Here is a 22611-nt window from a genome sequence, read left to right as displayed (position 1 = left end):
TGTAGTATATCGTTAATGGATCATAATCTTATGGTTGATGGCTAGGGGAACTAAGCTATCTGCCATGAATCATCAACGATCAACCCGTAGCCTTGTATTGCTTTTGCGAAACTCCAAACTGATGACTGAAAACTCCAAACTGATTACTAACTTTGCCGAATGGTTATCACAATATTAAAATCGAAAATACACCGTGTTAAGGTAACACAAGCCGAATTGAATTATGTTGGCAGTATTACGATAGATGAGGATTTGATGGATGCAGCTAACATTATCGCTAATGAGAAGGTGCAGATCGTAAATAATAACAACGGTGCGCGTTTCGAAACCTATGTTATTAAAGGCGAACGTGGTACAGGAACCATCTGTTTAAATGGTGCAACTGCCCGTTTGGCGCAGCTTGGCGATATCCTGATTATTATGTCGTATGGCTCATTGCCGATAGAAGATGCTAAGAAATATAACCCGATTCTGGTTTTTCCTGACGATAACAACCACTTGCTAAAATAAATTGTGACCTTCGATCTCAAAACGGCGCTAAAGTACATTATCCTGTTTTTGATCGGGATAGGGGTATTATATTTAGCGTTTCGGGGTCAGGATTTAGGAAAGATCTGGCAGGAAATTAAAACGGCCAACTATTTTTGGGTAATTACTTCTGCCCTTGCCGTATGGATTGCTCATGTTTTACGGGCACTGCGCTGGCAGATGTTATACCGTTCTATCCACTACAAAGTAAGCTTCTGGAATGCTTACCATGCCGTAATGATTGGCTATCTGGCTAATCTTGCCTTACCCCGTTTTGGAGAAATTGGCCGCTGCTCTGTTATTCACAGGGCCGAAAAAGTACCTATGTTTGCTTCTATAGGTACAGTAATTACCGAGCGCCTTTTTGATGTACTGGTGCTTTTTCTCACCAGTTTAGCAATGCTGATCTTTCAGTATGATATTGTGGCCGATTTTCTTTATGAAACCATTTATGTTAATCTTGTTAAAAAATTAAGTACGGTTAACTATTTGTGGTTAGTTGGCTTAGGTATCGTTATACTGCTGCTCATTGCTATTGCAATATATTTTCTCCGTCAAAAATTCAGTAAAAAATTCTTGCGCATTTTTGTAAGCCTGCGCCAGGGATTTGGCTCCTACAGTAAACTAAAACAAAAAGGCTTGTTTTTAACCTATACGTTAGGGATATGGGCTTTTTATTCATTTTCCATGTATTTCGCCTTTTCATCCATTCAGGCTACATCAGGTTTACATTTTAATGCCGCGTTTACAGCAATTGTATTTTCTGGTTTTGCCATGGCCGCCCCCGTACAGGGTGGTATCGGTGTTTTCCACTGGATGGTTGCCCAATCACTGGTGCTTTATTCTATTTCTTTTAAAGATGGGTTGGCTTACTCAACCATTATTCATTCCTCTCAGGTTTTACTCATACTGATATTGGGCTGTTTAAGTTTAATGTTAATTTTATTTAAGAAACAAGGTAGATAGCTCATTCTCTTAATTAGCCCTGTTTTCTTCTTCACTTTTTTTGTTTTCTCTGGATGTATAAGTCGAACTTCCAAAATTAAAAGTTAAACTAAAAACCAATCTTTGCGAAGCGAAATAATGATAGAAATCGTTATTAATAATGCTTTTCTCTCTAAAAACAAGCCTTCTTTTTATATTGTCGAATGCATCGTAAAGCGTAAGTTTAGTATTAAGCCTGTTTTTTAACCAGGTTTTTTGTACACCAAAATCGATTCCGTAAACCGGGGCAAAAATATAAAGGCCATTACCACTTTTCGATTCATAGGTATAACTTACATCCAATATCCAGTTTTTTAAAGAAAAAACCTGACTACCATTAACGGTATAATTGTATATGGGTATTTCGTAGGTATTTCCAAAGTAAGGCGTTAATTTCTTGTTGTAATAAAAACCGATGTTGTTGTTCATTCGCCACCACTTGTTGATGGTTATCGGAGAACTGACCTGTAGATTCGCAAATTTTCTGTAAGGTAAGTTTCTGCCCAGAAAAATCAGTTCATTGTTTATTGGGTTATATTCTGGATAACGCCCCATTGGATCAGTTTCCTTCCCCGCATTTAATGAAATATTAAGGCTCTTTCTGCTAAAAGACAAAGCGAAAAGGTCGGTTGTAGAAGGCTGTAGATAAGGGTTGCCTATCCAATAATGCCTTGGACTGTAATAAAAGCGAAATGGGTTTAACATAGCAAAAGTGGGCCTTGTTAATCGCCGGCTATAACTAAAGCTGAGCTGTGCACTTTCGTTCATATTATAGGTAATATTGAAGCTTGGAAGCCATTTAATATACGTTTTTTCTGTAATGTTACCTGTAGTAACAGAATTGGCTATTGTGCGTGTGTGCTCTGCCCTTAAACTTAAACTGTAATTAAATTTGCTCCGCTGGGCATTATAAGAAAGGTAGCCGGCGCTAATATATTCCTGGTAACGGAACTGATTACTTCGGTTTTGGTCGAGGCTAAAAATATCATTGGCCAATGTATCATAACGGAGGTCGTTCTGAGTGGTTGTATGTGCAAATTTACCGCCAAATTCTAATTTTCCTGCGCTAGTTTTTTGCGTATAATCTGCCTGTGCAGTTCCAGTTAGTATATCATTTCTGGAGTTTGTTTTCCAGTAATTTACCAACTGATCATTGAGCGCATTGCGATTTTGAATATCTTCTGTTTGTTTATTGTTAATTTGGGCTAAAGAAGTAATTACATGAAGTTCGCTGTTTTTAAACTGCGCGTCGTAATTGATGCCCCCTGAATAGTTATGCTGCTTCGGAAAAGCATTATTATCGCTTTTAACAAGGGCAATGGTTTCATTTAAGTTATTGCTTTGAGTGAGGAGTTGATTGCCAGATACTGCATTTCTATCCATCTGGTAAGTGCGGACAAAGGCTTCCAGGTTTTGGTCTTTTTTTACCTCATAAGTTACTCTTGCCTGCGTGTTAAAATTCTGATTGGAGGTAATGGTTCTGGTATCAGTTGTCATGGCATTTGTATTGGTTAAATACTGCAAAGAATAATACTTATAAAAAGTACTCCCGCTGGTATTGCCAAGCCTTAAGTCGTAAACAAACCGGTTTGTTTTAAGCACCATGGATAAATTATTATCCAATAAACTGTAATTGTTTTGCTGAAAGTGGGCATTATAGGTGCCTTTTAAGCCTAAAGACAAATTTCTTTTCAGTTTTACATCAATAATACCCTGATATTCCCCATCATATTTTGAAGAGGGCTGGTTGATCATTTCAATCGATTCGACCATATCCGGCGATAGACTGCTTAAGTAAGATAGTATTTCATCATTGTTCATATTTATGGGCTTACCATCAACAAATAATGTCGGAGTTGCCCTGCTCGCCATTAACATGGTTCCGTCTTCATTAACCTGAAGACCGGGCAGCTTTTTAAATACATCTAACAGATTAGAAGCCGATTTGAAGAACACGTTGTTGGCAATACCTATTTTAATCTGACCATTTTTAGTGCTAAAGGCAGGCACCCCACCAGTAATCGTTACTTCATTGAGCAAATTGATATCTTCTGTCATAAAAATATTGTCAAGCGCTAATATTTTCCTGCTATTCTGATCAATTAATAACTCCCTTTGTACTTTTTGATAACCCATTAGGCTTATCGATAAGACGTATTTACCGCTGGAGATTTCACTAAACTGAAAAAATCCTGAAGTATCGCTGCTCGAATATTTTATTAGTGCCTGGCGATCTTGATGCGTTAATGTTAAACTTGCGGAAGGTAAACTTTGCTTTGTTTTGCTGTCAAACACTTTTCCTGTAATGATTTGCGCATTCAGCAAGGTACTCACGGAGAAAAAAAGGTAAAATAGTATGATGGATTTCATCTTTTCAGATTTGGTTTTTAAGATGACCAAAACTAAAAGAGTGGAGTATAAAACCGGTTTTGATTCTCAGATTTCGAAGTCCGGAATTATAAAACAGTACAAATCACTTATGATGGAACAACCATTAATTGTTCCTTGTAAAGCGTTGGGGTTGTTTTTTTGTACTTTTTAAAAGCGGTATAAAATGTGGATTTAGAATTAAAGCCTACCTCGTAACCAATAGCCTCTAGCTTGATACTGCTATTATTAACAATTAAACCACAAGCCTCGTTTATTCTAAATTCATTTATATAGGCCGCAAAACTTTTGCCCAAATTATCGTTAAGCAATTGCGAAAGCTGATGGCCCGAGATATTGATTTTTTTAGAAAGATCGTTTAATTTAAGATCAGGATTTTTATAAAGTTCCTCCCCCATGATGATTTTTTCAAGTTTTTCAGTTAAAGCCATTGCCTGCTGTGGCGCAATTTTTTTGTTTGCATAACGCATCGAATCCCGGCTGCCTGAAAGTAAATTGCTGGTTTTCCTCCTGCTGATAAACAAGAAAGTATTTAGGTAAAGAACGGCAGAGAAAAATAAAGCACCACTAATACACGGGCCATTAAAAAAAGAAAAAACAGGGAATTTAAATGCAGCAGGGACCATTATATTTCCAGCAAGTACAGAAATTAATAATAACTCGGTTATAGAGATTTTTTCGCTTTTGATGAATATTTTGGCAAAAACACCTCTAAGTAGCCAGATTGATAATATGATGTAGATGGTAAGCTGTATTGAGATTATTCTTCCGATGTAATTTTCCCAGATATTCGGTAGGTTGTCATATGGGGCAACGATACCGGCAGTTAGGATTGTTAAAATCCAAAAAAAATAAGTCGCTTTTTGTATGGTTGTTATTTTCGTTTCCTGTCCTGGCGAGGATTTAATAAAATAAAACAGGGATGGACCAACCAAAGCACTTCCTAAAATGCCAATTTGAATATAAATACCTGGGAGCGCCGGATGAAAGTAAAAAAGTAAAGATTTGCTGATTTTTAAACAAACCGACAAGAGTAAAATTCCTAAAAAATAAGAAGGTATTGATTTCTGTTTTTTGAATAATAGTAAATACGCGCTAATGATAAAACCATTAAATGCACCCAAGGCACTAAAAAAAAATAATATTTGTTGGCCTAAGTTCATTTAGCAAAAATAACAATCTTATGTTAATGCCAAAGTTATGATAGTCAATACTTTTATTGGTCTTATTAAAATTCCTGATAGTTGAAGTGTTACAGGCTGAAAAGTTGGAAGATTATTGGAGGCAACATTCAAACATTTATCACTTAAAAATAAATTGCTATGCAGCCATAGTAATTTAGATCAGAAATGCTACATTTGATTTACTAACCTTTTATACATAAATGTTATGCATTTTGAATTAAGTGAAGAACAATTAATGATCCGGCAGGCTGCCCGTGATTTTGCGCAGCAAGAATTAAAGCCTGGCGTAATCGAAAGAGACGAACATCAGAAATTTCCTGCCGAACAGGTGAAAAAACTTGGAGAACTGGGTTTTCTGGGCATGATGGTGAGCGAAAAATATAATGGTAGCGGCCTCGATGCCATATCGTACGTTTTGGTAATGGAAGAGTTATCTAAAATCGATGCCTCTGCCTCCGTGGTGGTTTCTGTAAACAATTCTTTAGTTTGCTACGGATTAGAAAAATATGGAAACGAAACCCAGAAAGAAAAATACCTTAAGCCACTCGCTGCAGGTGAAAAAATAGGTGCTTTCTGTTTGTCAGAGCCTGAAGCCGGATCTGATGCGACCTCGCAGCATACAACAGCAGAAGATAAAGGAGATTATTATTTACTTAACGGTACCAAAAACTGGATCACCAACGGTAGTACCGCATCAACCTATTTGGTTATTGCGCAAACCCATCCTGAATTAAAACATAAAGGCATTAACGCTTTTATTGTAGAGAAAGGGATGGAAGGTTTTACGGTTGGACCAAAAGAAAATAAATTAGGCATTCGTGGCTCTGATACACATTCTTTAATGTTTAACGATGTTAAAGTGCCAAAAGAAAACAGGATAGGTGAAGACGGCTTTGGTTTTAAATTTGCCATGAAAACGCTGGAAGGCGGACGGATCGGTATTGCTGCCCAGGCTTTGGGTATTGCACAAGGGGCTTTTGAACTGGCTACACAATATGCAAAAGAACGTAAATCGTTCGGTAAACCCATTGCAGAACATCAGGCTATTGCCTTTAAACTGGCAGATATGGCTACACAAATAGAAGCTGCCAGGTTACTCGTATATAAAGCTGCCTGGTTAAAAGATCAGGGTTTGCCTTATACCCAGGCAGGTTCTATGGCAAAACTTTATGCCTCAAAAGTAGCCATGGATGTAACCATAGAAGCAGTGCAGGTACATGGCGGTTACGGTTTTGTAAAAGAATACCATGTAGAGCGTTTAATGCGTGATGCTAAAATCACCCAAATTTACGAAGGTACTTCGGAGATACAGAAGATGGTGATTTCGAGAGAAGTGATTAGGTAGTTTTGAGCTGGGCGCTTGGAGTTGCTACTCCGAACGCCTAACTCAATCCTAGTGATGAGTTTGGGGTTATTGTTATTTCTCCAGACTCTCAACTTAAAACTCCAAACTTAATCCTTCTCTCCAGCTACCGCGCTAAATACTGCCTTAATCAAAGCCACCACGATAGCTAAAAATGCAGCGGCAATAAAACCTGTAGTGTTAAAAGAGGTCATCATGTTATCAACCAGTAAAATCATTAAAACGGTGATAATGAACGATACCAATCCTAAGGTTAAGAAATTAACAGGGAATGTTAATAATCTTAAAATGAAACCAATAGTGGCATTTGCAAGCGCAATCAGCACAGATGCAATAATAGCATTACCATAACCATCAATGGTTACACCCGGTACCAGTTTTGCGCCGATAAAAAAGGCTAATCCTGTTAAAAGGATTTCGATAATAAATCTCATAATTGTTTATTTTTGTAAATGTTTAAACGCTTTTTTAAATATTCGGTTATCGTTGGAATTTCAATATCCGCATTTTCATGTTCGAATAGAAACAACAAACCAATCATTAAGTTTTCTGGGGACAGTTCGTCAATAATAATCAAAAATATTGATGAGGCAAGCCTCTTGCAGGTTAAAAATGCCTATCAGGCTAATGCAGATACCATTAATATGGTTTCGGTTTTAATTAAACCCGGCGAGTTAGATCGCATTCAGGACGAACTGGAGGTAACTGGAAAAGTTAAAATTCTTGGCGATTCGCTCATTTTTAAACCCGATCAACCTTTTGTTAAAGGCAAAGATTATTTGGTAGAAAGTTATATCGGCGTCAAATTCGCTACCGTTGGCAGTCTCATTGCAGGGGGTACAAAGCACAACCTGCAACCGCAAAAACAAACACTTAAACGGTAATAATCAGCATAATAATTGAAGCAAGTGTTTGATTTTTTCTAAAAATTTACTACATTTGCATCGTAATCGAAGAAAAGAGAAGGGGACAGTGTCCCCTTTTTCTATGAAATCAGGTTAAAATATGCAGGTAGAAAAGAGAGTTGCAGCCCTCGTTGAGGAAAAAATAGCAGACCGCCCGGAATTGTTCCTGGTAGAAGTAAAAATGTTGCCAAACAATAAATTAATTATTCATGTTGATGGTGACGAAGGTATTAGCATACAGGATTGTGTGGCAATAAGCAGGCATGTTGGTTTTCATCTCGAAGAAGAAAATACAATAGAGCAGGCTTATAATTTAGAAGTTTCTTCGCCGGGTGTTGGCGAACCTTTAAAACTTACCCGCCAGTATCAAAAAAATATTGGCCGTACGGTTAGCATTAAACTTAAAGAAGGTTTAAAAAAAGAAGGAAAACTGCTATCCGTTACAGAAAATAGCCTGCTGATTGAAGAATCGGTTAAAGAAAAAGGGAAAAAAGCGGTAGCGATTGAAACAGCTGTACCGTTTAATGATATATTAGAAACAAGTGTGTTAATTTCATTTAAGTAAAAATGAGTACTACAACAATTAATTTGATCGACTCTTTTCAGGAGTTTAAAGATTTCAAAAATATAGATCGCCCAACGGTGATCAGTGTGCTGGAAGAGGTTTTTCGTAGCATGTTGCGTAAAAAATACGGAACAGACGAGAACTGTGATGTTATCGTGAATCCGGATAACGGAGATTTGGAAATCTGGAGAACAAGAAAAGTGATGGAAGATGGATTTTCTGAAGATGATGATTTAGAGATCGAGCTTGCTGAAGTTTCTAAATTAGACAGCACTTTAGAGGTCGGCGATGATTATATCGAGCAGATTACCTTAGAGAGTTTTGGTCGCAGGGCAATTTTAGCCGCTCGCCAAACCTTGGTTTCTAAAGTATTGGAATTAGAGAAAGACGAAATCTTCAAAAAATATAAAGACAGGGTAGGCGAAATCGTAACCGGTGAAGTTTATCAGGTTTGGAAAAAAGAAACTTTGGTTTTGGATGATGAAGGTAACGAACTTTTAATGCCTAAAACCGAGCAGATTCCTGCAGATTATTTCAAAAAAGGCGATTCTGTAAGAGCAGTAATCTCTAAAGTAGAAATGATCAACGCGAATCCGAAAATTATCATTTCTAGAACAGCACCAGAGTTTTTACAACGTTTGTTCGAACAGGAAGTTCCGGAAATTTTCGACGGTTTAATTACCGTTAAGAAAATTGTACGCGAACCGGGAGAACGTGCTAAAGTAGCTGTAGAATCATACGATGACCGTATTGATCCGGTTGGAGCGTGTGTAGGTATGAAAGGATCGCGTATCCATGGTATCGTTCGCGAATTGAAAAACGAAAACATTGATGTGATTAATTTCACCAATAATGTTTCATTATACATTACCCGTGCGTTGAGCCCGGCAAAAATCACTTCCATTAAACTGGATGATGAAACCAAACATGCATCGGTTTACTTAAAACCAGATCAGGTTTCATTGGCCATCGGACGTGGCGGACACAACATTAAATTAGCTGGTAAATTAACCGGTTACGAAATTGATGTGTACCGCGAAGCTGGAGAAGAAAGCGACGAGGATGTTGATTTAGAAGAATTCTCAGATGAGATTGATAGCTGGATCATTGATGAATTAAAGGCTATCGGTTGCGATACTGCTAAGAGTGTATTAGCACTTACAGTAGAAGATTTAGTAAAACGCACCGACCTTGAAGAGGAAACCATTAAAGAAGTGGTTCAAATTTTGAAGTCAGAATTTGAATAAGTGGTGTAATTGCCAAATAAACACTACTTTTGTATTAAATAAAAAACAATAACAGGAGCTAAATGTCAGACGACAAACCAATCATTTTAATTAAAGCTATTAAAGAACTTAATATAGGCATGGGTACGGCCGTTGAGTTTTTAAACAAAAAGGGGTTCTCTGCCGAGAAAAGCCCTATGTTTAAACTTACGGGAGACATGTATAATGCCTTGTTAAAAGAGTATCAGGGAGATAAGATCGTAAGAGAAGAAGCCAAACAAATAGTGATTGGTAAAATACGTCGTGACGAGCCTGAGACTGAAAAGCCAGTAGAAGCGCCGAAGAAGAATACCGATTTTGAGAAAAATGAAGAGATTTTAATAAAAAATGCTCAATCATTTACACCTCCGGTAGAAAAACCAAAGGTAGTTGAAACCCCTAAGGTAGAAACACCTGCACCTGCACCGGCACCTACGCCAGCTCCTGCGGCAGCAGTTGAGCCAGTAAAAGAAACCAAGGCAGAAGAAAAAGCAGAAGAAACCGGATTGCCAGGCGTTAAGATTGTAGGAAAGATTGATTTAAACGATCTTAACTCAAAAACCCGCCCTGTTAAGAAAGAAGAAACACCTGCTGCATCTGCGCCAGTTGCTAAAGCTCCAGAGCCCGTAAAGCCAGTTGAACAACCTAAAGTGGAAGAAAAACCAGTTATTGAGGTTAAAAAGGAAGAAACACCTGTTGCACCTGCACCAGTTGTTAAAGCCCCTGAGCCTGCAAAACCAGTTGAACAACCTAAAGTGGAAGAAAAACCAGTTGAAGCTCCTAAGCCAGTAAGCAACGAGCCTGAGGTAATTAAAGCACGTACCGTAAAATTAACTGGTCCGAACATTATTGGTAAAATTGTTTTACCAACAACTCCGGACAGAAGAAACGGTCCTGTAGCATCATCTAGCGATAGTGAAGCTGCTAAACGTAAGCGTAAACGCAAAAAAACTCCTGGAGCACCAGGTCAGCCAGGTCAACACGGTGGTCAGGGCCAGCAAGGACAAAATAGTCCTGCAGGTCAGGGTCAGGGCCAGGGTGGCGCACCAGGCCAACCTCGTCAACCTTATCAAGGTAACAGACCAGGTGGCGGTACTCCATACCAGGGTAACAGACCAGCCGGACAAGGCGGAACTCCTTACCAGGGAAATAGAAACAACAATAATAACAGACCAGGTTTCCAAAATAGAAATGCTACACCAAGCGGACCTAAAGAAGAACCTACTGAGAAAGAAATTCAAGATCAAATTAAGGCAACACTTGCCCGTTTAAGTGGAGCTGGTAAATCTGGTAAATTTGCACAACGTGCTAAATTACGTCGTCAGAAACGTGATGATGTTGCTTACAATGCAGAAGAAGCCGCAAACGAACTTGAATCGCAATCGAAAATATTAAAAGTAACAGAATTTGTTACTGCTAATGAGTTAGCGAGCATGATGGATGTACAGGTAACCAAAATTATTGGTACTTGTATGAGCCTTGGAATGTTCGTTTCCATTAACCAGCGTTTAGATGCTGAAACCTTAACCATCGTTGCAGATGAGTTTGGCTACGAAATTCAATTCGTTAAACCTGATGAAGATGAGGAAAACGTAATTGAAGAAGAAGACAAAGAAGAAGATTTAATCGAAAGAGCTCCGGTTGTTACGATTATGGGGCACGTCGATCACGGTAAAACTTCATTGCTGGATTATATCCGTAAAGCAAATGTGGTTGCTGGTGAGGCAGGTGGTATTACCCAGCACATTGGTGCTTACATGGTAACTACGCCAACCGGTAAAAAAGTTACGTTCTTAGATACTCCAGGTCACGAAGCCTTTACTGCGATGCGTGCACGTGGTGCTAAAGCTGCCGATATTGCCATTATTGTAATTGCTGCTGATGATGCGGTGATGCCTCAAACAAAAGAGGCCATTAACCACGCACAGGCGGCAGGCGTACCGTTGGTATTTGCTTTTACCAAAATTGATAAACCAGGGGCCAATTCAGATAAAGTGCGCGAGCAATTATCGGTAATGAATATTTTGGTTGAAGATTGGGGTGGTAAATATCAATCACAGGAAATCTCAAGTAAAAGCGGCTTAAATGTTGATTTACTTTTAGATAAAGTATTATTAGAAGCTGAATTATTAGAACTTAAAGCAAATCCGAATAAGAGGGCTACAGGTACTGTAATTGAGTCGGCATTAGATAAAGGACGTGGTATTGTAACTACGGTATTGGTTCAGGCCGGTACATTAAGAGTTGGAGATCCGATCTTAGCAGGTAGTTACAGCGGACGTGTAAAAGCGTTAACCAATGAGCGTGGTGCTAAAGTAGAATCAGCAGGCCCTTCACAACCAGTACAGGTTTTGGGTATGCAGGGTGCACCTACAGCAGGTGACAGGTTTAATGCTTTAGAAAGTGAAACCGAAGCACGTGATATTGCAAACAAACGTATGCAGTTACAACGCGAGCAGGGATTACGTACACAGAAACACATTACGTTGGATGAGATCGGTCGTCGTTTGGCTATCGGTAACTTTAAAGAGCTTAACATCATTGTTAAAGGTGATGTGGATGGTTCAATCGAGGCATTAGCCGATTCATTATTGAAACTATCTACTGAGCAGATCCAGATCAATATCATCAGTAAAGGTGTTGGTCAGATTTCAGAGTCTGATGTATTGTTAGCTTCTGCTTCAGATGCGATCATCATCGGTTTCCAGGTTCGTCCATCAACAGGTGCACGTAAACTTGCAGAAGCAGAGCAGATCGATATCCGCTTATATTCTATCATTTACGATGCAATCAACGAGATTAAATCGGCGATGGAAGGTATGTTGGATCCAGAATTTGAAGAGAAAATTGTGGCTAACGTGGAGATCCGCGAAACGTTCAAAATCACTAAAGTGGGTACCATTGCAGGTTGTATGGTATTGGATGGTAAGATTACCCGTAACAGCAAAATCCGTATCGTTAGAGATGGTGTTGTCGTGTACACAGGTGAGCTGGCATCGTTAAAACGCTTTAAAGATGATGTGAAAGAAGTAAACAAAGGTTATGAGTGTGGTTTAAATATTCAGAACTTTAACAACATCGAAGTTGGCGATATCGTAGAAGCTTACGAACAAGTAGAAGTAGCTAGAAAGCTGTAAATACTACAACAATATAAAATTTAAAGTGGCCTTAAAAGGCCACTTTTTTTATGCCTGTTAAAACTTTAATCTTAAAATTATCGGATAATTTTAAGCCTGTATCTTAAAATTATCGGATAATTTTAATTTAGTATCTTAAAAATATCGATATTTGTATTTGATATTTATCTTTATGGAAAGATCGACTGCACTAAAATCCCTAAAAAATCATTTAAATAAGCCACAGCATACTATTATTATAGGGCCGAGGCAGATCGGGAAAACTACGCTTGTTAAACAATTGGCAGAACAAATGGAAAAAGATAACGAGTTTGTTTATTTCCTCACCTTTGAAGACCCTGCCATTTTAGAAGCCGTAAATCATCATCCCGAAAATATATTCAATTATACCATGTTACCTGGCGATGTTCCTGCTGATAAGCGGTTGTACATTATTATCGACGAAGTTCAATATGCAAAAGACCCTAGTAATTTTTTAAAGCTGTTATACGATAAATATTCGCCAAAACTAAAAGTTATTGCAACCGGTAGCAGTGCATTTTATATTGATAAAAGTTTTAAAGATAGTTTGGCAGGTAGAAAAAAGGTATTTAAATTTTTCCCCCTCGCTTTCGATGAATTTTTGCATTTTAAGGGCGAAGACAATTTAATTGTGGAGTGGGACCAGATGATCAAGAGGCCAAATTATCAAGGACTTCAACGTAATCGTATCAATGTACTGTTTGATGAATATCTGGTTTATGGTGGTTATCCTGCAGTTGTTTTGGCAGATACTGAACAAGAAAAGCAGGAAATGCTTAAAGAGCTTGTAAACAGTTATATGAAAAAAGACGCTTTAGAAGCAGGGGTTAAAGAAGAGCTCAAGTTTTTTCAGCTGGCAAGGCTACTGGCCGATCAAACAGGCAATCTGGTGAATAATCATGAGTTGGGAAACACGTTGCAAATGGCTAGTTCAACAATAGAAAATTATATTTATTTAATGCAGAAAACCTTTGTTGTCCAACTACTATCTCCTTTTTATGGCAATGTGCGCAAGGAGCTAACCAAAATGCCAAAAGTTTATTTTAATGATAATGGATTGCGTAATGCATTGCTGAATAATTTTGCTAAACTGAACGATAGGGCAGATAAGGGTGAACTGCTGGAAAATTATGTGTATTGCAGATTAAGACAACTATATGATGCCGACAGCTTACATTTCTGGCGTACTGCAGATGGTAATGAAGTTGATTTTGTAGTAGAAACGCAACTAAACAAAGGAATAGCTTACGAAGTTAAATACAATGATGTTCAGTTCAAACCGACCAAATATAAAAAGTTCGTAACGGCATATCCTGATTTAGATCTGAAATGTGTTTGTAAAGTAATTACAAAAGGTGATGCAATTGAAGCGATTAGGTTATAGTTTTTTTCCGAAAGTTTAGTAGGCATAAATAGGTAAGAGGTTGTATCATAAAGATAATTTCAGCTCAGATGCCGTCATGTTGAGCTTCCCAAAGAAAAACGTGGACAAGTAGGCGAAACATCTTAAAGAGTATTTAAACAGGTGATTCGACAAGCTCAGGATTGGACAAATCTATATTTATGATACAACCTCTTTTTGTTTGAAAGAAATTATTTTGTTCTTTGTAAAATCCGATTGAATGATGATATCGTGAATGGATATATTGTAGAGTTCTGCAATTTTATCCAGTTGAGATATGGAAAAATCTACCTCATTATTTTCCCACTTTCGATAAGCAACCCTGCTTATGCCAATTACATCGGCAACGTATTGCTGCGTGTAATGATATTTATCCCTGTACCTTCTGAGTGTAATCCCTATATCTAACATGATGAGAAACGTTAATAACTATGTATTTTTATTATTTACTTTTTGTATCTGCAATAAGTAAATAATGATAATAAGGACTTGTCAAAATTAGTAAATAAAATTAGTTATTTGCGTAAGTTTTAAATTCTTGAAAAAATTAATGCATAACAGCCAGATAGTTACATTTTAATTAAACTTTAAGCTTAAAAAATTAAAAACTTATAACACATTGATATGTCCGAGTGTAAATTTGAAAAAATCATCCTGCTTTTGTTTTTAATGATAACTTCCTTTGGATGTAAAAAGGATAAGCCTGTCGATATCGAAGAGGAGGAAATCGTATCCCCAATTGCAGGTACAAGAACTGAATTTACGCTTGATTCTATTTTTTTGTATGCAAAACAGATTTACTTGTGGAATGATGTTTTGCCTGATTATGGCACCTTTAAACCAAGGGGAAAATATGGTAATATTAAGCCCGAATTAAGTGCTTTTAAAAATGAACTTTTTGATATTTCTCAAATTAAACTAAATCAGGTAACAAACAAGCCATTTGAAACTCCCTATTATAATAATACACCAAAATATTCTTATCTGCAGGTAGGACGAACCGCTGGTGGCTTCCATGCTGGCAAAACCGATGGTGATGCAGTATTGGCTGAAAATATGATTTATTTAGACGATAAAGTAATCGCTTACACTGCCTTAGGTTCATTCCCAGCGCTAAGTAGTATTAGGCCTAAGTTAAATGAAGTTTTTGAAAAAATGGCGGCTGAAAAACCTAAATATCTTATTTTAGATCTTCGTTTTAATGGTGGTGGTTATGTAGAAACAGCAGAATATGTTGCCAATTTAATTGCGCCCAGTACGTTAAATGGCAAAATAATGTATTCAGAACAATTTAATCCGACGCTTCAAAATGGTAAGGCAACGATTTTACGCCACCAGCCTTATGTAGATGAAACGGGGAAAACTATTATTTATAAAGGTCGCTCAGCTACACTGAATGATGTAGATTATACAGAAATTGGAAATACATACAGATTTGATAAAAAAGGAAAGCTGGAGTCGATTCAGGACATATATATTATTGTATCCGGCCAAACCGCATCAGCTAGCGAATTACTCATTAGCTGCCTAAAACCTTATTTTAATGTAAAGTTGATCGGGGAAAAAACATATGGAAAGCCAGTCGGTTTTTTTGGAATTAATATTGATCAGTATACCGTTTATCTCAGTAGCTTTTTAATTAAAAATGCTTTAGGATGGTCCGATTATTTTAACGGCATGGAACCTGATTTGAATGTTACCATGCTAAACAATCCTATTTTAGGTGATGCTGATGAAGTATGTTTGAAAGCTACTCTTGCTGCAATTGAAGGTAAAATACAATTGCAGCCTAAGAAATTGGCAAGTATTTCGAAACTAAACTTAATTACAACTCCTTTAGTTCTAAATAATCAAAGTGAGATAGGTATGCTAGAAAACAGGTTAAAATTAAAACGCTAAGAATGAGTTGTTTGAATTAATTATTGTATGATTAATTTTTTAATATTATGCGTTTAATTTAATATATCTGTATTAAAAATCATTAAATTGATAACCTCACCTTGTCATAATTGTTTTTTCTTGTCGGTAGTTTTGAAAAAAAATAACAATAAATTACTGATGAAAAACAATTACAAATTAAAAATTATTTGCTTGCTATGTGTATTAACAGCTGCATTTAGTAGTTGCAAGAAGAATGAACTTGCAGAGGAAAAGACTTTAACAAACAGGCATAATATGCAGGCATCTGCTGGCGATGGAGTTTGGGATTTACTAGGGTATGGTTATGATGTAACGGGTGAATATGCAAATAGTAGTGCTTCGAAGTTTTCAGTTATAGATGTTGTAAAACTAAAAGCTGATTACTTTGATCGAGTAGAGAAGGATGAAGCAAGCAGAAAGTATGGTGAGGTTATTGGTGGTGAAAATGCAGCTAGTTATTTGAGTAATTTGACAGATAAGCTTGGAGCCAGTGCTTCTGTTCCTCAAGGCGATATTCCAAAAACAACCCCGGCAGATGGTAAAAACCTTCCTATTCCTTTGTTTAAATTAAGTGTTACAAGTAGTTTTGATAATACGAATGCTTGGTCCTCGAAATATGTATATAGTAGTTATAGCCTGAAAATTCAACAAAAAAGGGTAAAAATAAATGCAGAGGCAGAATTATTAAGGCAATATTTACAACCTGCTTTCATTTCTGATGTTCAGAATAGCTCACCGCAGCAAATAGTTGCAAAATTCGGTACACACGTTTTAAAAGATATTATTTTAGGAGCGAAACTTTCTGTTCACTATCGAGCTGAAACAAATACTACCGATCGTAAAGAAGCTTCTACATCTGGTATTGATGTGAATGTATTGGGAATATTTGGTATTAATACAAGCCAGACTTCCTCAACACAACAAACAACTAATAATACAAATTGGAAACTGGTTTATGAAACTATTGGAGGAGAACCCTCTGCGAGCCTTTCTGGTAGTGCAACCGCTGGGAGTGCTCCTTCAGTTAGCACAACGGCATGGGAGAATTCTTCTAGTTTAAATAATGCGGAGTTAATTGATTTTACAAAAGATGGATTGATTCCGATTTGGGACTTAATTGCCGATCCGGTAAAAAGTGCAGCAGTTAAAGCTTATGTAATACAGTATTTAATAGACGGTCAAGCTAAATTAAATATAGAAGTTGCCTCCCTGTATAGATATTATAATGGTACAGATCATTATTACACAACTACATCTGGCAATTATCCAAGTTATCACCTAGAAGGAACTGAAGGGTATCTTTATAAATACCAAGAAACTGGAACAGTTCCTTTATACCAATATTATAATGGCACAGATCATTATTATACAACTACTAATGGTAGTTATTCGGGCTATCAGTTTCAAGGCATTGTAGGATATATATATATAAATCAATTTCCGGGTACAGTGCCATTGTATAGATACTATAACAATACAGATCACTATTATGCAACAGCTTCTGGCAATTACCCTGGCTATCACTATGAAGGAATTGCAGGGTATCTTTATAAAACAAAACCATAAATTGTTTAGTCTTAAGTATTAGACAGGAATGATGTATAGTTTTTAATGTTATTTATCCAGTACTGAAATATTTTCGTACATAAATATTAAAAGAGCTTCAATAATAAATTGAGGCTCTTTTAATATCATTAATTTTTATTTTTTTGTAAACCAGAAGCAACCGCAACCATAAAACTGTTTCTCAAGCAACTCTTTTGATGGATTGACCACTAATCCTCCATCTGCCTCGTATTCAGGTATTAAGGTGAATTCTTTAAGTTCCAAATCTGAAAACAGGTTCAAAACCTGATCTTTAGAATAAATTCGATGTGCATTAAAGCAAATTGTATCTTTAGATCCAAGTGGCACTACAAATAATAATGTACCGTTGATAGCGAGTACCCTTTTCAATTCATTTATAGCCTTAATATCTGCATCGTAATCCAATGGATCTCCATATCTCCCTAATCCTACATGTTCAACGGTGTGCATACAGGATATTGATTCAATTGAATTTGATTCGAAGGGTAAATTCATTAAGTCACCAGGTAACGATTTCAAATTTGGTAATTCTAGTTTTGCTGGCCGATAATCGTAAAACTCAACAGGTAAAATTGCCGAGAGTGTAGAGCAGAAATGTAGCGTAGACGAGATATCTATATGCTTGGATGGTTTATTGTTTATGATGATTCTTGTTGCCCAGGCAGGATGATAAACGTAATGCCTGTCGAAGCCCGTTTGTGATGTACTATCTGATAAACATGGATAAAGATTTTCTTCATCCAAAGAAAAACGTTTTTTTGAAAGCTTTTCCTGATTGAGCAATTGCTTAAATTCTGCTTTAAATTTTGCAATTTGTGGCTTCTCTTTAGAAAATATTTTTCTTAATTTTTTAATCATACTAGAATTAATTGTTGGCACGGCTAAGATAATGCAATTATTAGTGAAATTTTTTACCGAACTTAATTAACTTATTTAAACCGGTTACAGATTTTAAATCAACTACCACAAATATTTAATAGCTACATGCGATATGCGTAATATTCTTCATACATATATGTTAAAACTAGTTTGGTTTTTTATATAAGGTCATTTTTTATGGATATTAGCAAATTGTATTAAAAAAAATATTTGATGAACACCGAGCCAGTTAAAGTAATAGCACCTAAAACAAAAACCTTTTCATTTGTTGATACCATCAGGTGTATATCTATGATCGGCATCGTCATTGAGCATTGCGGAGTTGTTCCTCCAAATCACTATAGCAATCAGCTCGAAAATATTTTTGAAAGTTGTATTTTACAATCTTTTAAGTTCAGTACAATTGCTTTTTTTCTAATCGGTGGTTTTTTAATTAACCATAAGTTTGATGAATATACACCTTTCCAATATTTAAGAAACAGGTTTAAAAAAACCATCGGACCATGGTTGTTTTGGATATTGGTATTAATTATGTTAAGTGTTGTAGATCGTTTTATCGCTCATGCAAGGGGAAGTGTAATGGGATTGATTGGATCTAATTTTTTTCAATATTTTTACGAAACCTTTGTCCGTCTCGTACTCATTAGTCCTTATTGGTTTATCCTTAACTTTCTTATCTGTATTACCATTTTATTGCTATTTAAAAAATATTTATATAACCTCTGGTTTGGTTTGGTTCTGGCGTTATTTTCGCTTTTTTATAGCGTAAATATTTATCAAGGCTGGATTGCTACAACCCATACTACCGCAATTTTTGGATTTGTATTTTATTTATGGCTAGGTGTTTATTTTAATGAATACTACGATAGGGTAATGGCAATAATTAAGGCGACCTCTTGGTTTAAAATAATACTTTTAGCGGTTGTTACCTTTAGCATTGGCGTTGGAGAATCTACTTATCTTAACAGCATTGGTATAAATGATGCATATAATACCTTACGTTTTAGTAATATTATATACTCTTTGATCATGTTTGCGTTATTGTTAAAAGTTGGCAGTTTAAATTGGCTACAGCGAAATTTACGACCTCGGGAAACCACATTTGGTATTTACCTGATCCATGTGGTAATTATTGGTAGAGGGCTTCCCTTAATTTTTCAACCCTTAAAATTAAACTTTCTTGAGCTTAGCGTGTGGCAGAATACCGGAATACTATTGTTTAGGTTTTTAGTTACCTACAGTGTTAGTTTTTTCTTGGCGAGAGCTATTGGCAAAACAAGAATGAAGTGGATGGTAGGGAATTAGCTGATCAATCCTCTAAGCGAGATTTTAAATATTTTTCGGAATTGCTTAAAGTTAAAATACTCGTTATGATATAATTCCTTTTTAAAATACCAACTTAATGCCTTAACATTTGCTTTTTTTGACCGTAGTATTTCATACCATTTGTTAAACAAAAAGAGGTTCAATTTCATTGTATCAAATCGTTTAGATTTTGTATTCGCAATTTTCATCGCTCTTAATAGTTCCAAATATCCACAGAGGTGAGCTTCATTTAAATTATTCCTGAATAACTCTTTGTGCATATTTAAACTGTTCTTGTTAAACGAAATGCCTAAGTTTTTCTGCATGTTTTCGAGAATTTCCAATTCGTGCTTTTCTTGGTCTTTCGATCTTTTTATGGTTATATTTTCTCCATGTATTCTATATTTAACCAAAAAGGCATCAATATTTGCAACGCTATATTTTTCAGAAATCCTGATAAAAAGGTCAAAATCTTCAGCTAAAGCATAATCTTTATAGCCATTAAGTTCTCTAAAAATTTGGGTTTTAAACATGGCACTGGAATTTATAAAAGGATTGTTAAATAACATGCGCATATTTATCAAATTATCGGTTGGCACAATTATATTTTTACCAGTCTCTATTCCGGTTTCATTAATGACTTTACCATGCCCTCCGCATAGCGCAACTTCGGGATGTGCTGAAAAAAAGTTCAGCTGCAACTGAAGCCTGTCAGGATAAGCAATGTCATCGCTGTCCAAAATTGCAATATACTCACCTTTAGCTAACTCAAGTAACCTGTTTCTTGTAAATGGTATTCCTTTATTTCCATCATTTTGTATGAAACTGATTCTGCTATCGTTAAATTTTTTAACTATTAGAGATGTATCATCGGTTGACCCATCGTCGATAATAATAAATTCAAAATCTTTAAATGTTTGGTTTAGAATGCTCGATATAGATTCTTCGATGTAGTCCGAAACATTGTATGCAGCCATAAAGACTGTTATTTTAGGACTTTTCATAGTTTAATCCAGTTTTTTGGACAAATATCAGTATCATCAGCGGCGAGGTTATTTACCCATTTTTTTGGTGCGATAACCATTTTACTGGTATTATTATTTAGCCATGCTCCCCACCAGCTAAAACTGCTGTTTGCAATAATATTATGCTTACAGTTACTCATCAGCTGCATGTCGATATAGCTACTGTTTCCCTTATTCCAATCAATGTAAGTAACATTTTCCAGTTTAAGATTTTGCTGGCACCAGCCCATGTCGTCAGAAAAAACAAAGAATTGAGCGTTTTTAATTTTTGAATTTATGGTCAATATAGCTTGCTCATAATAGTTTAAATCGCAGATGTTGCCTAATAAAGGATCTTTTAAGTAATCGCCTCTTCTTACATGGAGCGCTACGCCTTCGGCCTGATTAATCTGTTGCATTACGGTTTGGTTTTTTATCTCCTCAATTTCCGGGAATTTAAAATCATGCTTTATTTGGTTGGCTATGGTTTGGAAATATTCTTCATTTTGCCAATACCCAGCATAATAGTTGTTGTTGTTATTTAGAAAAGAGGCATCGAACCTTAATTCATTTTCTTCAACCCTGTATGTATTCTTTAAATTTAAAATCCTTTTTAATTTTCTAAATATCCATTTTGATTGATTGGGCTTAAATAGTTCTAAAAGAAATTTGCCTGGGGTTTTTACGTGAATGTTAAAAACCCTTTCCAACTCATAGCCATTATGTAAAGGATAGTCTTCAAAATCAGATAAATCTGCGTAAACATTGATGCCCTTATTTTGTAACGATCTGTAGAAAGCATATTGAAACATTTGATTGCCTAAGCCACCCAATAATTTTACAATTTTCATTAATAAGTATTAGTCGTTTTCGAATAAAATTGCCATTTTTTATTCTGAAAGATGAATTTATTAAATTGCGAAGATACTACGAAAGTGAAATAAAATAATCTAAATAAGACTAAATAAAATTTTTAAACTATTTATTCTTTATTTTGCATCTTGAGTAGAACTATACAAATTAACTGATTTATTTTTATTCAATTGATTATTTTCTGATGAAAAGAATATTATTTATAACACAAAATTTAGGTAGAGGAGGTTCAGAAATGCTTTTATGGTATTCCTTAAATCATCTAAATAAAAATAAGTTTACTCCGTTAATATTCTGTAAAGAAAGGGGAGATTTTATTGATGTTTTGCCCGCACATATTAAATACTTTTTGCCATACAAAAAAAGTAAAAATTTATTTCTCAAAGCATTTAGAGCTATTTTAAAGGCCTTTAAGGTTAATCCACTCGAATATCAGTTAAAACAAATTCATAAAAAGAATAATGTTGATTTTTGGTATGTTAATACTATAATAATTCCTGAAGTTTACGAAATAGCACAAAAACTAGGAGTTAAAATTATAACACATGTGCACGAGCTAACAATAGCTTATAATTTCATTACCTATAATGATTTAAAGAGTATTATCAACTATTCATCAATCCTTATTGGTTGTTCTGAAGCTGTGTGTAATAAGATAAGGGATATGGGCAGAACAGATGTGAAATTATTATATGGTTTTGTTGATACTGATAAAATAACTTATACAAAATTAGCTTCAGAGGTAAAAGCGGCTACTGGTTTGAGTAGCGATGATTTTGTATGGGCAATTTCAGGAAAAACATCATTAATAAAAGGAATTGATTTTTTAGTTGCTTTACTTAAAGTAGTGCCTCAAAATTTCAAGTTTATTTGGATTGGGGGCGATGAATATACCGGGCTATATTATTACACAGAGAAAGCTTTGCACACTAATTTTCCTGATAGGGTTAAGTTTTTAGGCGTTCAGCGGGAGGAATATTATAATTATCTTAACTCGGCCGATGCCTTCTTGCTGCTATCAAGAGAAGATTCGTTCCCATTGGTAATGCTAGAGGCTGCTACTTTAGGCAAACCAATTGCAGGATTTAACTCCGGAGGGATTAGTGAATTTGTACAGCCACATACTGGTAGAGTTGTTAACTCCTGGAAAATTGAGGACTTAGCTGATGCAATGAAGGAGATTGAAAGTAATTTTTCAGCTTTTAATCAAGAAGAAATTAAAAGACAGGCACTCGGCTACGAAGTAAAAAAACAAGTTGCAATTTTAGAGAATATTTTAGATGAAATGACTTAAGAATACG

19 protein-coding genes are annotated in these 22611 nt (G+C 35.8%); 12 read left to right on the top strand and 7 right to left on the bottom strand.

Annotated elements, in window-relative coordinates; all coding sequences use genetic code 11:
* The first annotated feature begins 159 nt into the window (after nucleotides 1-159).
* Together panD and R2R28_RS15980 are read left to right on the top strand one after the other, a co-directional pair.
* On the top strand, nucleotides 160-510 hold the full coding sequence (gene panD, locus R2R28_RS15985; protein ID WP_316762775.1) for an aspartate 1-decarboxylase: 351 nt from the start codon (nucleotides 160-162) through the stop codon (nucleotides 508-510).
* Nucleotides 511-513: 3 nt separating this feature from the next.
* On the top strand, nucleotides 514-1494 hold the full coding sequence (locus R2R28_RS15980; RefSeq protein WP_316826687.1) for a lysylphosphatidylglycerol synthase transmembrane domain-containing protein: 981 nt from the start codon (nucleotides 514-516) through the stop codon (nucleotides 1492-1494).
* 9 nt (nucleotides 1495-1503) lie between these two features.
* Here the strand turns inward: R2R28_RS15980 and R2R28_RS15975 are convergent, their stop codons facing one another.
* Nucleotides 1504-3882: an outer membrane beta-barrel protein gene (locus R2R28_RS15975; RefSeq protein ID WP_316826686.1), complete on the bottom strand. Its 2379-nt coding sequence runs from the start codon at nucleotides 3880-3882 to the stop codon at nucleotides 1504-1506.
* Between the two features lie 107 nt (nucleotides 3883-3989).
* Nucleotides 3990-5063, bottom strand: coding sequence for a helix-turn-helix domain-containing protein (locus R2R28_RS15970; RefSeq protein ID WP_316826685.1), 1074 nt, complete (start codon nucleotides 5061-5063; stop codon nucleotides 3990-3992).
* Nucleotides 5064-5289: 226 nt separating this feature from the next.
* Here R2R28_RS15970 and R2R28_RS15965 point away from each other — a divergent pair, with 226 nt between their 5' ends.
* The gene (locus tag R2R28_RS15965) at nucleotides 5290-6429 is read left to right on the top strand and encodes an acyl-CoA dehydrogenase (RefSeq protein ID WP_316826684.1); all 1140 of its coding nucleotides are present in this window, start codon (nucleotides 5290-5292) and stop codon (nucleotides 6427-6429) included.
* A 107-nt stretch (nucleotides 6430-6536) separates the two neighbouring features.
* Here R2R28_RS15965 and R2R28_RS15960 read toward each other — a convergent pair whose 3' ends face one another.
* Nucleotides 6537-6881, bottom strand: a complete 345-nt coding sequence (locus R2R28_RS15960) for a phage holin family protein (protein ID WP_316826683.1) — start codon at nucleotides 6879-6881, stop codon at nucleotides 6537-6539.
* An 18-nt stretch (nucleotides 6882-6899) separates the two neighbouring features.
* Between R2R28_RS15960 and R2R28_RS15955 the strand changes: the two genes are divergently transcribed.
* From R2R28_RS15955 to R2R28_RS15935, 5 genes are all read left to right on the top strand, one after another.
* Nucleotides 6900-7331, top strand: a complete 432-nt coding sequence (locus tag R2R28_RS15955; RefSeq protein ID WP_316826682.1) for a hypothetical protein — start codon at nucleotides 6900-6902, stop codon at nucleotides 7329-7331.
* A gap of 121 nt (nucleotides 7332-7452) precedes the next feature.
* Nucleotides 7453-7917, top strand: coding sequence for a ribosome assembly cofactor RimP (gene rimP, locus R2R28_RS15950; protein ID WP_316826681.1), 465 nt, complete (start codon nucleotides 7453-7455; stop codon nucleotides 7915-7917).
* 2 nt (nucleotides 7918-7919) lie between these two features.
* Entirely contained in the window at nucleotides 7920-9164 is a 1245-nt protein-coding gene (gene nusA / locus R2R28_RS15945; RefSeq protein WP_131529076.1) for a transcription termination factor NusA, read from the top strand.
* A 62-nt stretch (nucleotides 9165-9226) separates the two neighbouring features.
* Complete coding sequence (gene infB, locus R2R28_RS15940; RefSeq protein ID WP_316826680.1) at nucleotides 9227-12319, top strand: translation initiation factor IF-2; 3093 nt, start codon at nucleotides 9227-9229, stop codon at nucleotides 12317-12319.
* Between the two features lie 172 nt (nucleotides 12320-12491).
* Nucleotides 12492-13724 carry an ATP-binding protein gene (locus R2R28_RS15935; protein WP_316826679.1) on the top strand — a complete coding sequence of 411 codons (1233 nt, stop codon included), beginning with the start codon at nucleotides 12492-12494 and terminating at the stop codon, nucleotides 13722-13724.
* A gap of 177 nt (nucleotides 13725-13901) precedes the next feature.
* Here the strand turns inward: R2R28_RS15935 and R2R28_RS15930 are convergent, their stop codons facing one another.
* On the bottom strand, nucleotides 13902-14153 hold the full coding sequence (locus R2R28_RS15930) for a helix-turn-helix transcriptional regulator (RefSeq protein ID WP_316826678.1): 252 nt from the start codon (nucleotides 14151-14153) through the stop codon (nucleotides 13902-13904).
* A gap of 213 nt (nucleotides 14154-14366) precedes the next feature.
* On the opposite strand from R2R28_RS15930, the gene R2R28_RS15925 reads away from it, so the two are divergent.
* On the top strand, nucleotides 14367-15641 hold the full coding sequence (locus R2R28_RS15925; RefSeq protein WP_316826677.1) for a S41 family peptidase: 1275 nt from the start codon (nucleotides 14367-14369) through the stop codon (nucleotides 15639-15641).
* Nucleotides 15642-15800: 159 nt separating this feature from the next.
* Entirely contained in the window at nucleotides 15801-17228 is a 1428-nt protein-coding gene (locus tag R2R28_RS15920; protein WP_316826676.1) for an MAC/perforin domain-containing protein, read from the top strand.
* Nucleotides 17229-17363: 135 nt separating this feature from the next.
* Here the strand turns inward: R2R28_RS15920 and R2R28_RS15915 are convergent, their stop codons facing one another.
* Nucleotides 17364-18107 carry a DUF268 domain-containing protein gene (locus R2R28_RS15915; protein WP_316826675.1) on the bottom strand — a complete coding sequence of 248 codons (744 nt, stop codon included), beginning with the start codon at nucleotides 18105-18107 and terminating at the stop codon, nucleotides 17364-17366.
* A gap of 234 nt (nucleotides 18108-18341) precedes the next feature.
* On the opposite strand from R2R28_RS15915, the gene R2R28_RS15910 reads away from it, so the two are divergent.
* The gene (locus R2R28_RS15910) at nucleotides 18342-19433 is read left to right on the top strand and encodes an acyltransferase (protein WP_316826674.1); all 1092 of its coding nucleotides are present in this window, start codon (nucleotides 18342-18344) and stop codon (nucleotides 19431-19433) included.
* On the opposite strand, the gene R2R28_RS15905 is transcribed toward R2R28_RS15910, so the two are convergent.
* Both R2R28_RS15905 and R2R28_RS15900 read right to left on the bottom strand, forming a co-directional pair.
* On the bottom strand, nucleotides 19430-20437 hold the full coding sequence (locus tag R2R28_RS15905) for a glycosyltransferase family 2 protein (RefSeq protein ID WP_316826673.1): 1008 nt from the start codon (nucleotides 20435-20437) through the stop codon (nucleotides 19430-19432). The two genes, R2R28_RS15910 and R2R28_RS15905, sit on opposite strands and share 4 nt — an antisense overlap.
* Nucleotides 20434-21288, bottom strand: a complete 855-nt coding sequence (locus tag R2R28_RS15900) for an alpha-1,2-fucosyltransferase (protein ID WP_316826672.1) — start codon at nucleotides 21286-21288, stop codon at nucleotides 20434-20436. The genes R2R28_RS15905 and R2R28_RS15900 overlap by 4 nt, the downstream gene beginning before the upstream one ends.
* Before the next feature lie 206 nt (nucleotides 21289-21494).
* Between R2R28_RS15900 and R2R28_RS15895 the strand changes: the two genes are divergently transcribed.
* Nucleotides 21495-22604, top strand: coding sequence for a glycosyltransferase family 4 protein (locus R2R28_RS15895; protein WP_316826671.1), 1110 nt, complete (start codon nucleotides 21495-21497; stop codon nucleotides 22602-22604).
* Nucleotides 22605-22611 lie beyond the last annotated feature (7 nt).

This window comes from Pedobacter miscanthi (assembly GCF_032678605.1).
GTDB classification, from domain to species: domain Bacteria; phylum Bacteroidota; class Bacteroidia; order Sphingobacteriales; family Sphingobacteriaceae; genus Pedobacter; species Pedobacter miscanthi_A.
The sequence above is the reverse complement of the archived record's forward strand: the minus strand, read 5'-3'. Positions and strand labels throughout refer to the sequence as shown.

Bases quoted from the DNA above. Each gene is read 5' to 3' on its own strand.
- panD (WP_316762775.1), top strand. From the start codon at position 160: ATGGTTATCACAATATTAAAATCGAAAATACACCGTGTTAAGGTAACA.
- R2R28_RS15975 (WP_316826686.1), bottom strand. From the start codon at position 3,882: ATGAAATCCATCATACTATTTTACCTTTTTTTCTCCGTGAGTACCTTG.
- R2R28_RS15970 (WP_316826685.1), bottom strand. From the start codon at position 5,063: ATGAACTTAGGCCAACAAATATTATTTTTTTTTAGTGCCTTGGGTGCA.
- R2R28_RS15965 (WP_316826684.1), top strand. From the start codon at position 5,290: ATGCATTTTGAATTAAGTGAAGAACAATTAATGATCCGGCAGGCTGCC.
- R2R28_RS15960 (WP_316826683.1), bottom strand. From the start codon at position 6,881: ATGAGATTTATTATCGAAATCCTTTTAACAGGATTAGCCTTTTTTATC.
- R2R28_RS15955 (WP_316826682.1), top strand. From the start codon at position 6,900: ATGTTTAAACGCTTTTTTAAATATTCGGTTATCGTTGGAATTTCAATA.
- rimP (WP_316826681.1), top strand. From the start codon at position 7,453: ATGCAGGTAGAAAAGAGAGTTGCAGCCCTCGTTGAGGAAAAAATAGCA.
- nusA (WP_131529076.1), top strand. From the start codon at position 7,920: ATGAGTACTACAACAATTAATTTGATCGACTCTTTTCAGGAGTTTAAA.
- infB (WP_316826680.1), top strand. From the start codon at position 9,227: ATGTCAGACGACAAACCAATCATTTTAATTAAAGCTATTAAAGAACTT.
- R2R28_RS15935 (WP_316826679.1), top strand. From the start codon at position 12,492: ATGGAAAGATCGACTGCACTAAAATCCCTAAAAAATCATTTAAATAAG.
- R2R28_RS15930 (WP_316826678.1), bottom strand. From the start codon at position 14,153: ATGTTAGATATAGGGATTACACTCAGAAGGTACAGGGATAAATATCAT.
- R2R28_RS15925 (WP_316826677.1), top strand. From the start codon at position 14,367: ATGTCCGAGTGTAAATTTGAAAAAATCATCCTGCTTTTGTTTTTAATG.
- R2R28_RS15920 (WP_316826676.1), top strand. From the start codon at position 15,801: ATGAAAAACAATTACAAATTAAAAATTATTTGCTTGCTATGTGTATTA.
- R2R28_RS15915 (WP_316826675.1), bottom strand. From the start codon at position 18,107: ATGATTAAAAAATTAAGAAAAATATTTTCTAAAGAGAAGCCACAAATT.
- R2R28_RS15910 (WP_316826674.1), top strand. From the start codon at position 18,342: ATGAACACCGAGCCAGTTAAAGTAATAGCACCTAAAACAAAAACCTTT.
- R2R28_RS15905 (WP_316826673.1), bottom strand. From the start codon at position 20,437: ATGAAAAGTCCTAAAATAACAGTCTTTATGGCTGCATACAATGTTTCG.
- R2R28_RS15900 (WP_316826672.1), bottom strand. From the start codon at position 21,288: ATGAAAATTGTAAAATTATTGGGTGGCTTAGGCAATCAAATGTTTCAA.
- R2R28_RS15895 (WP_316826671.1), top strand. From the start codon at position 21,495: ATGAAAAGAATATTATTTATAACACAAAATTTAGGTAGAGGAGGTTCA.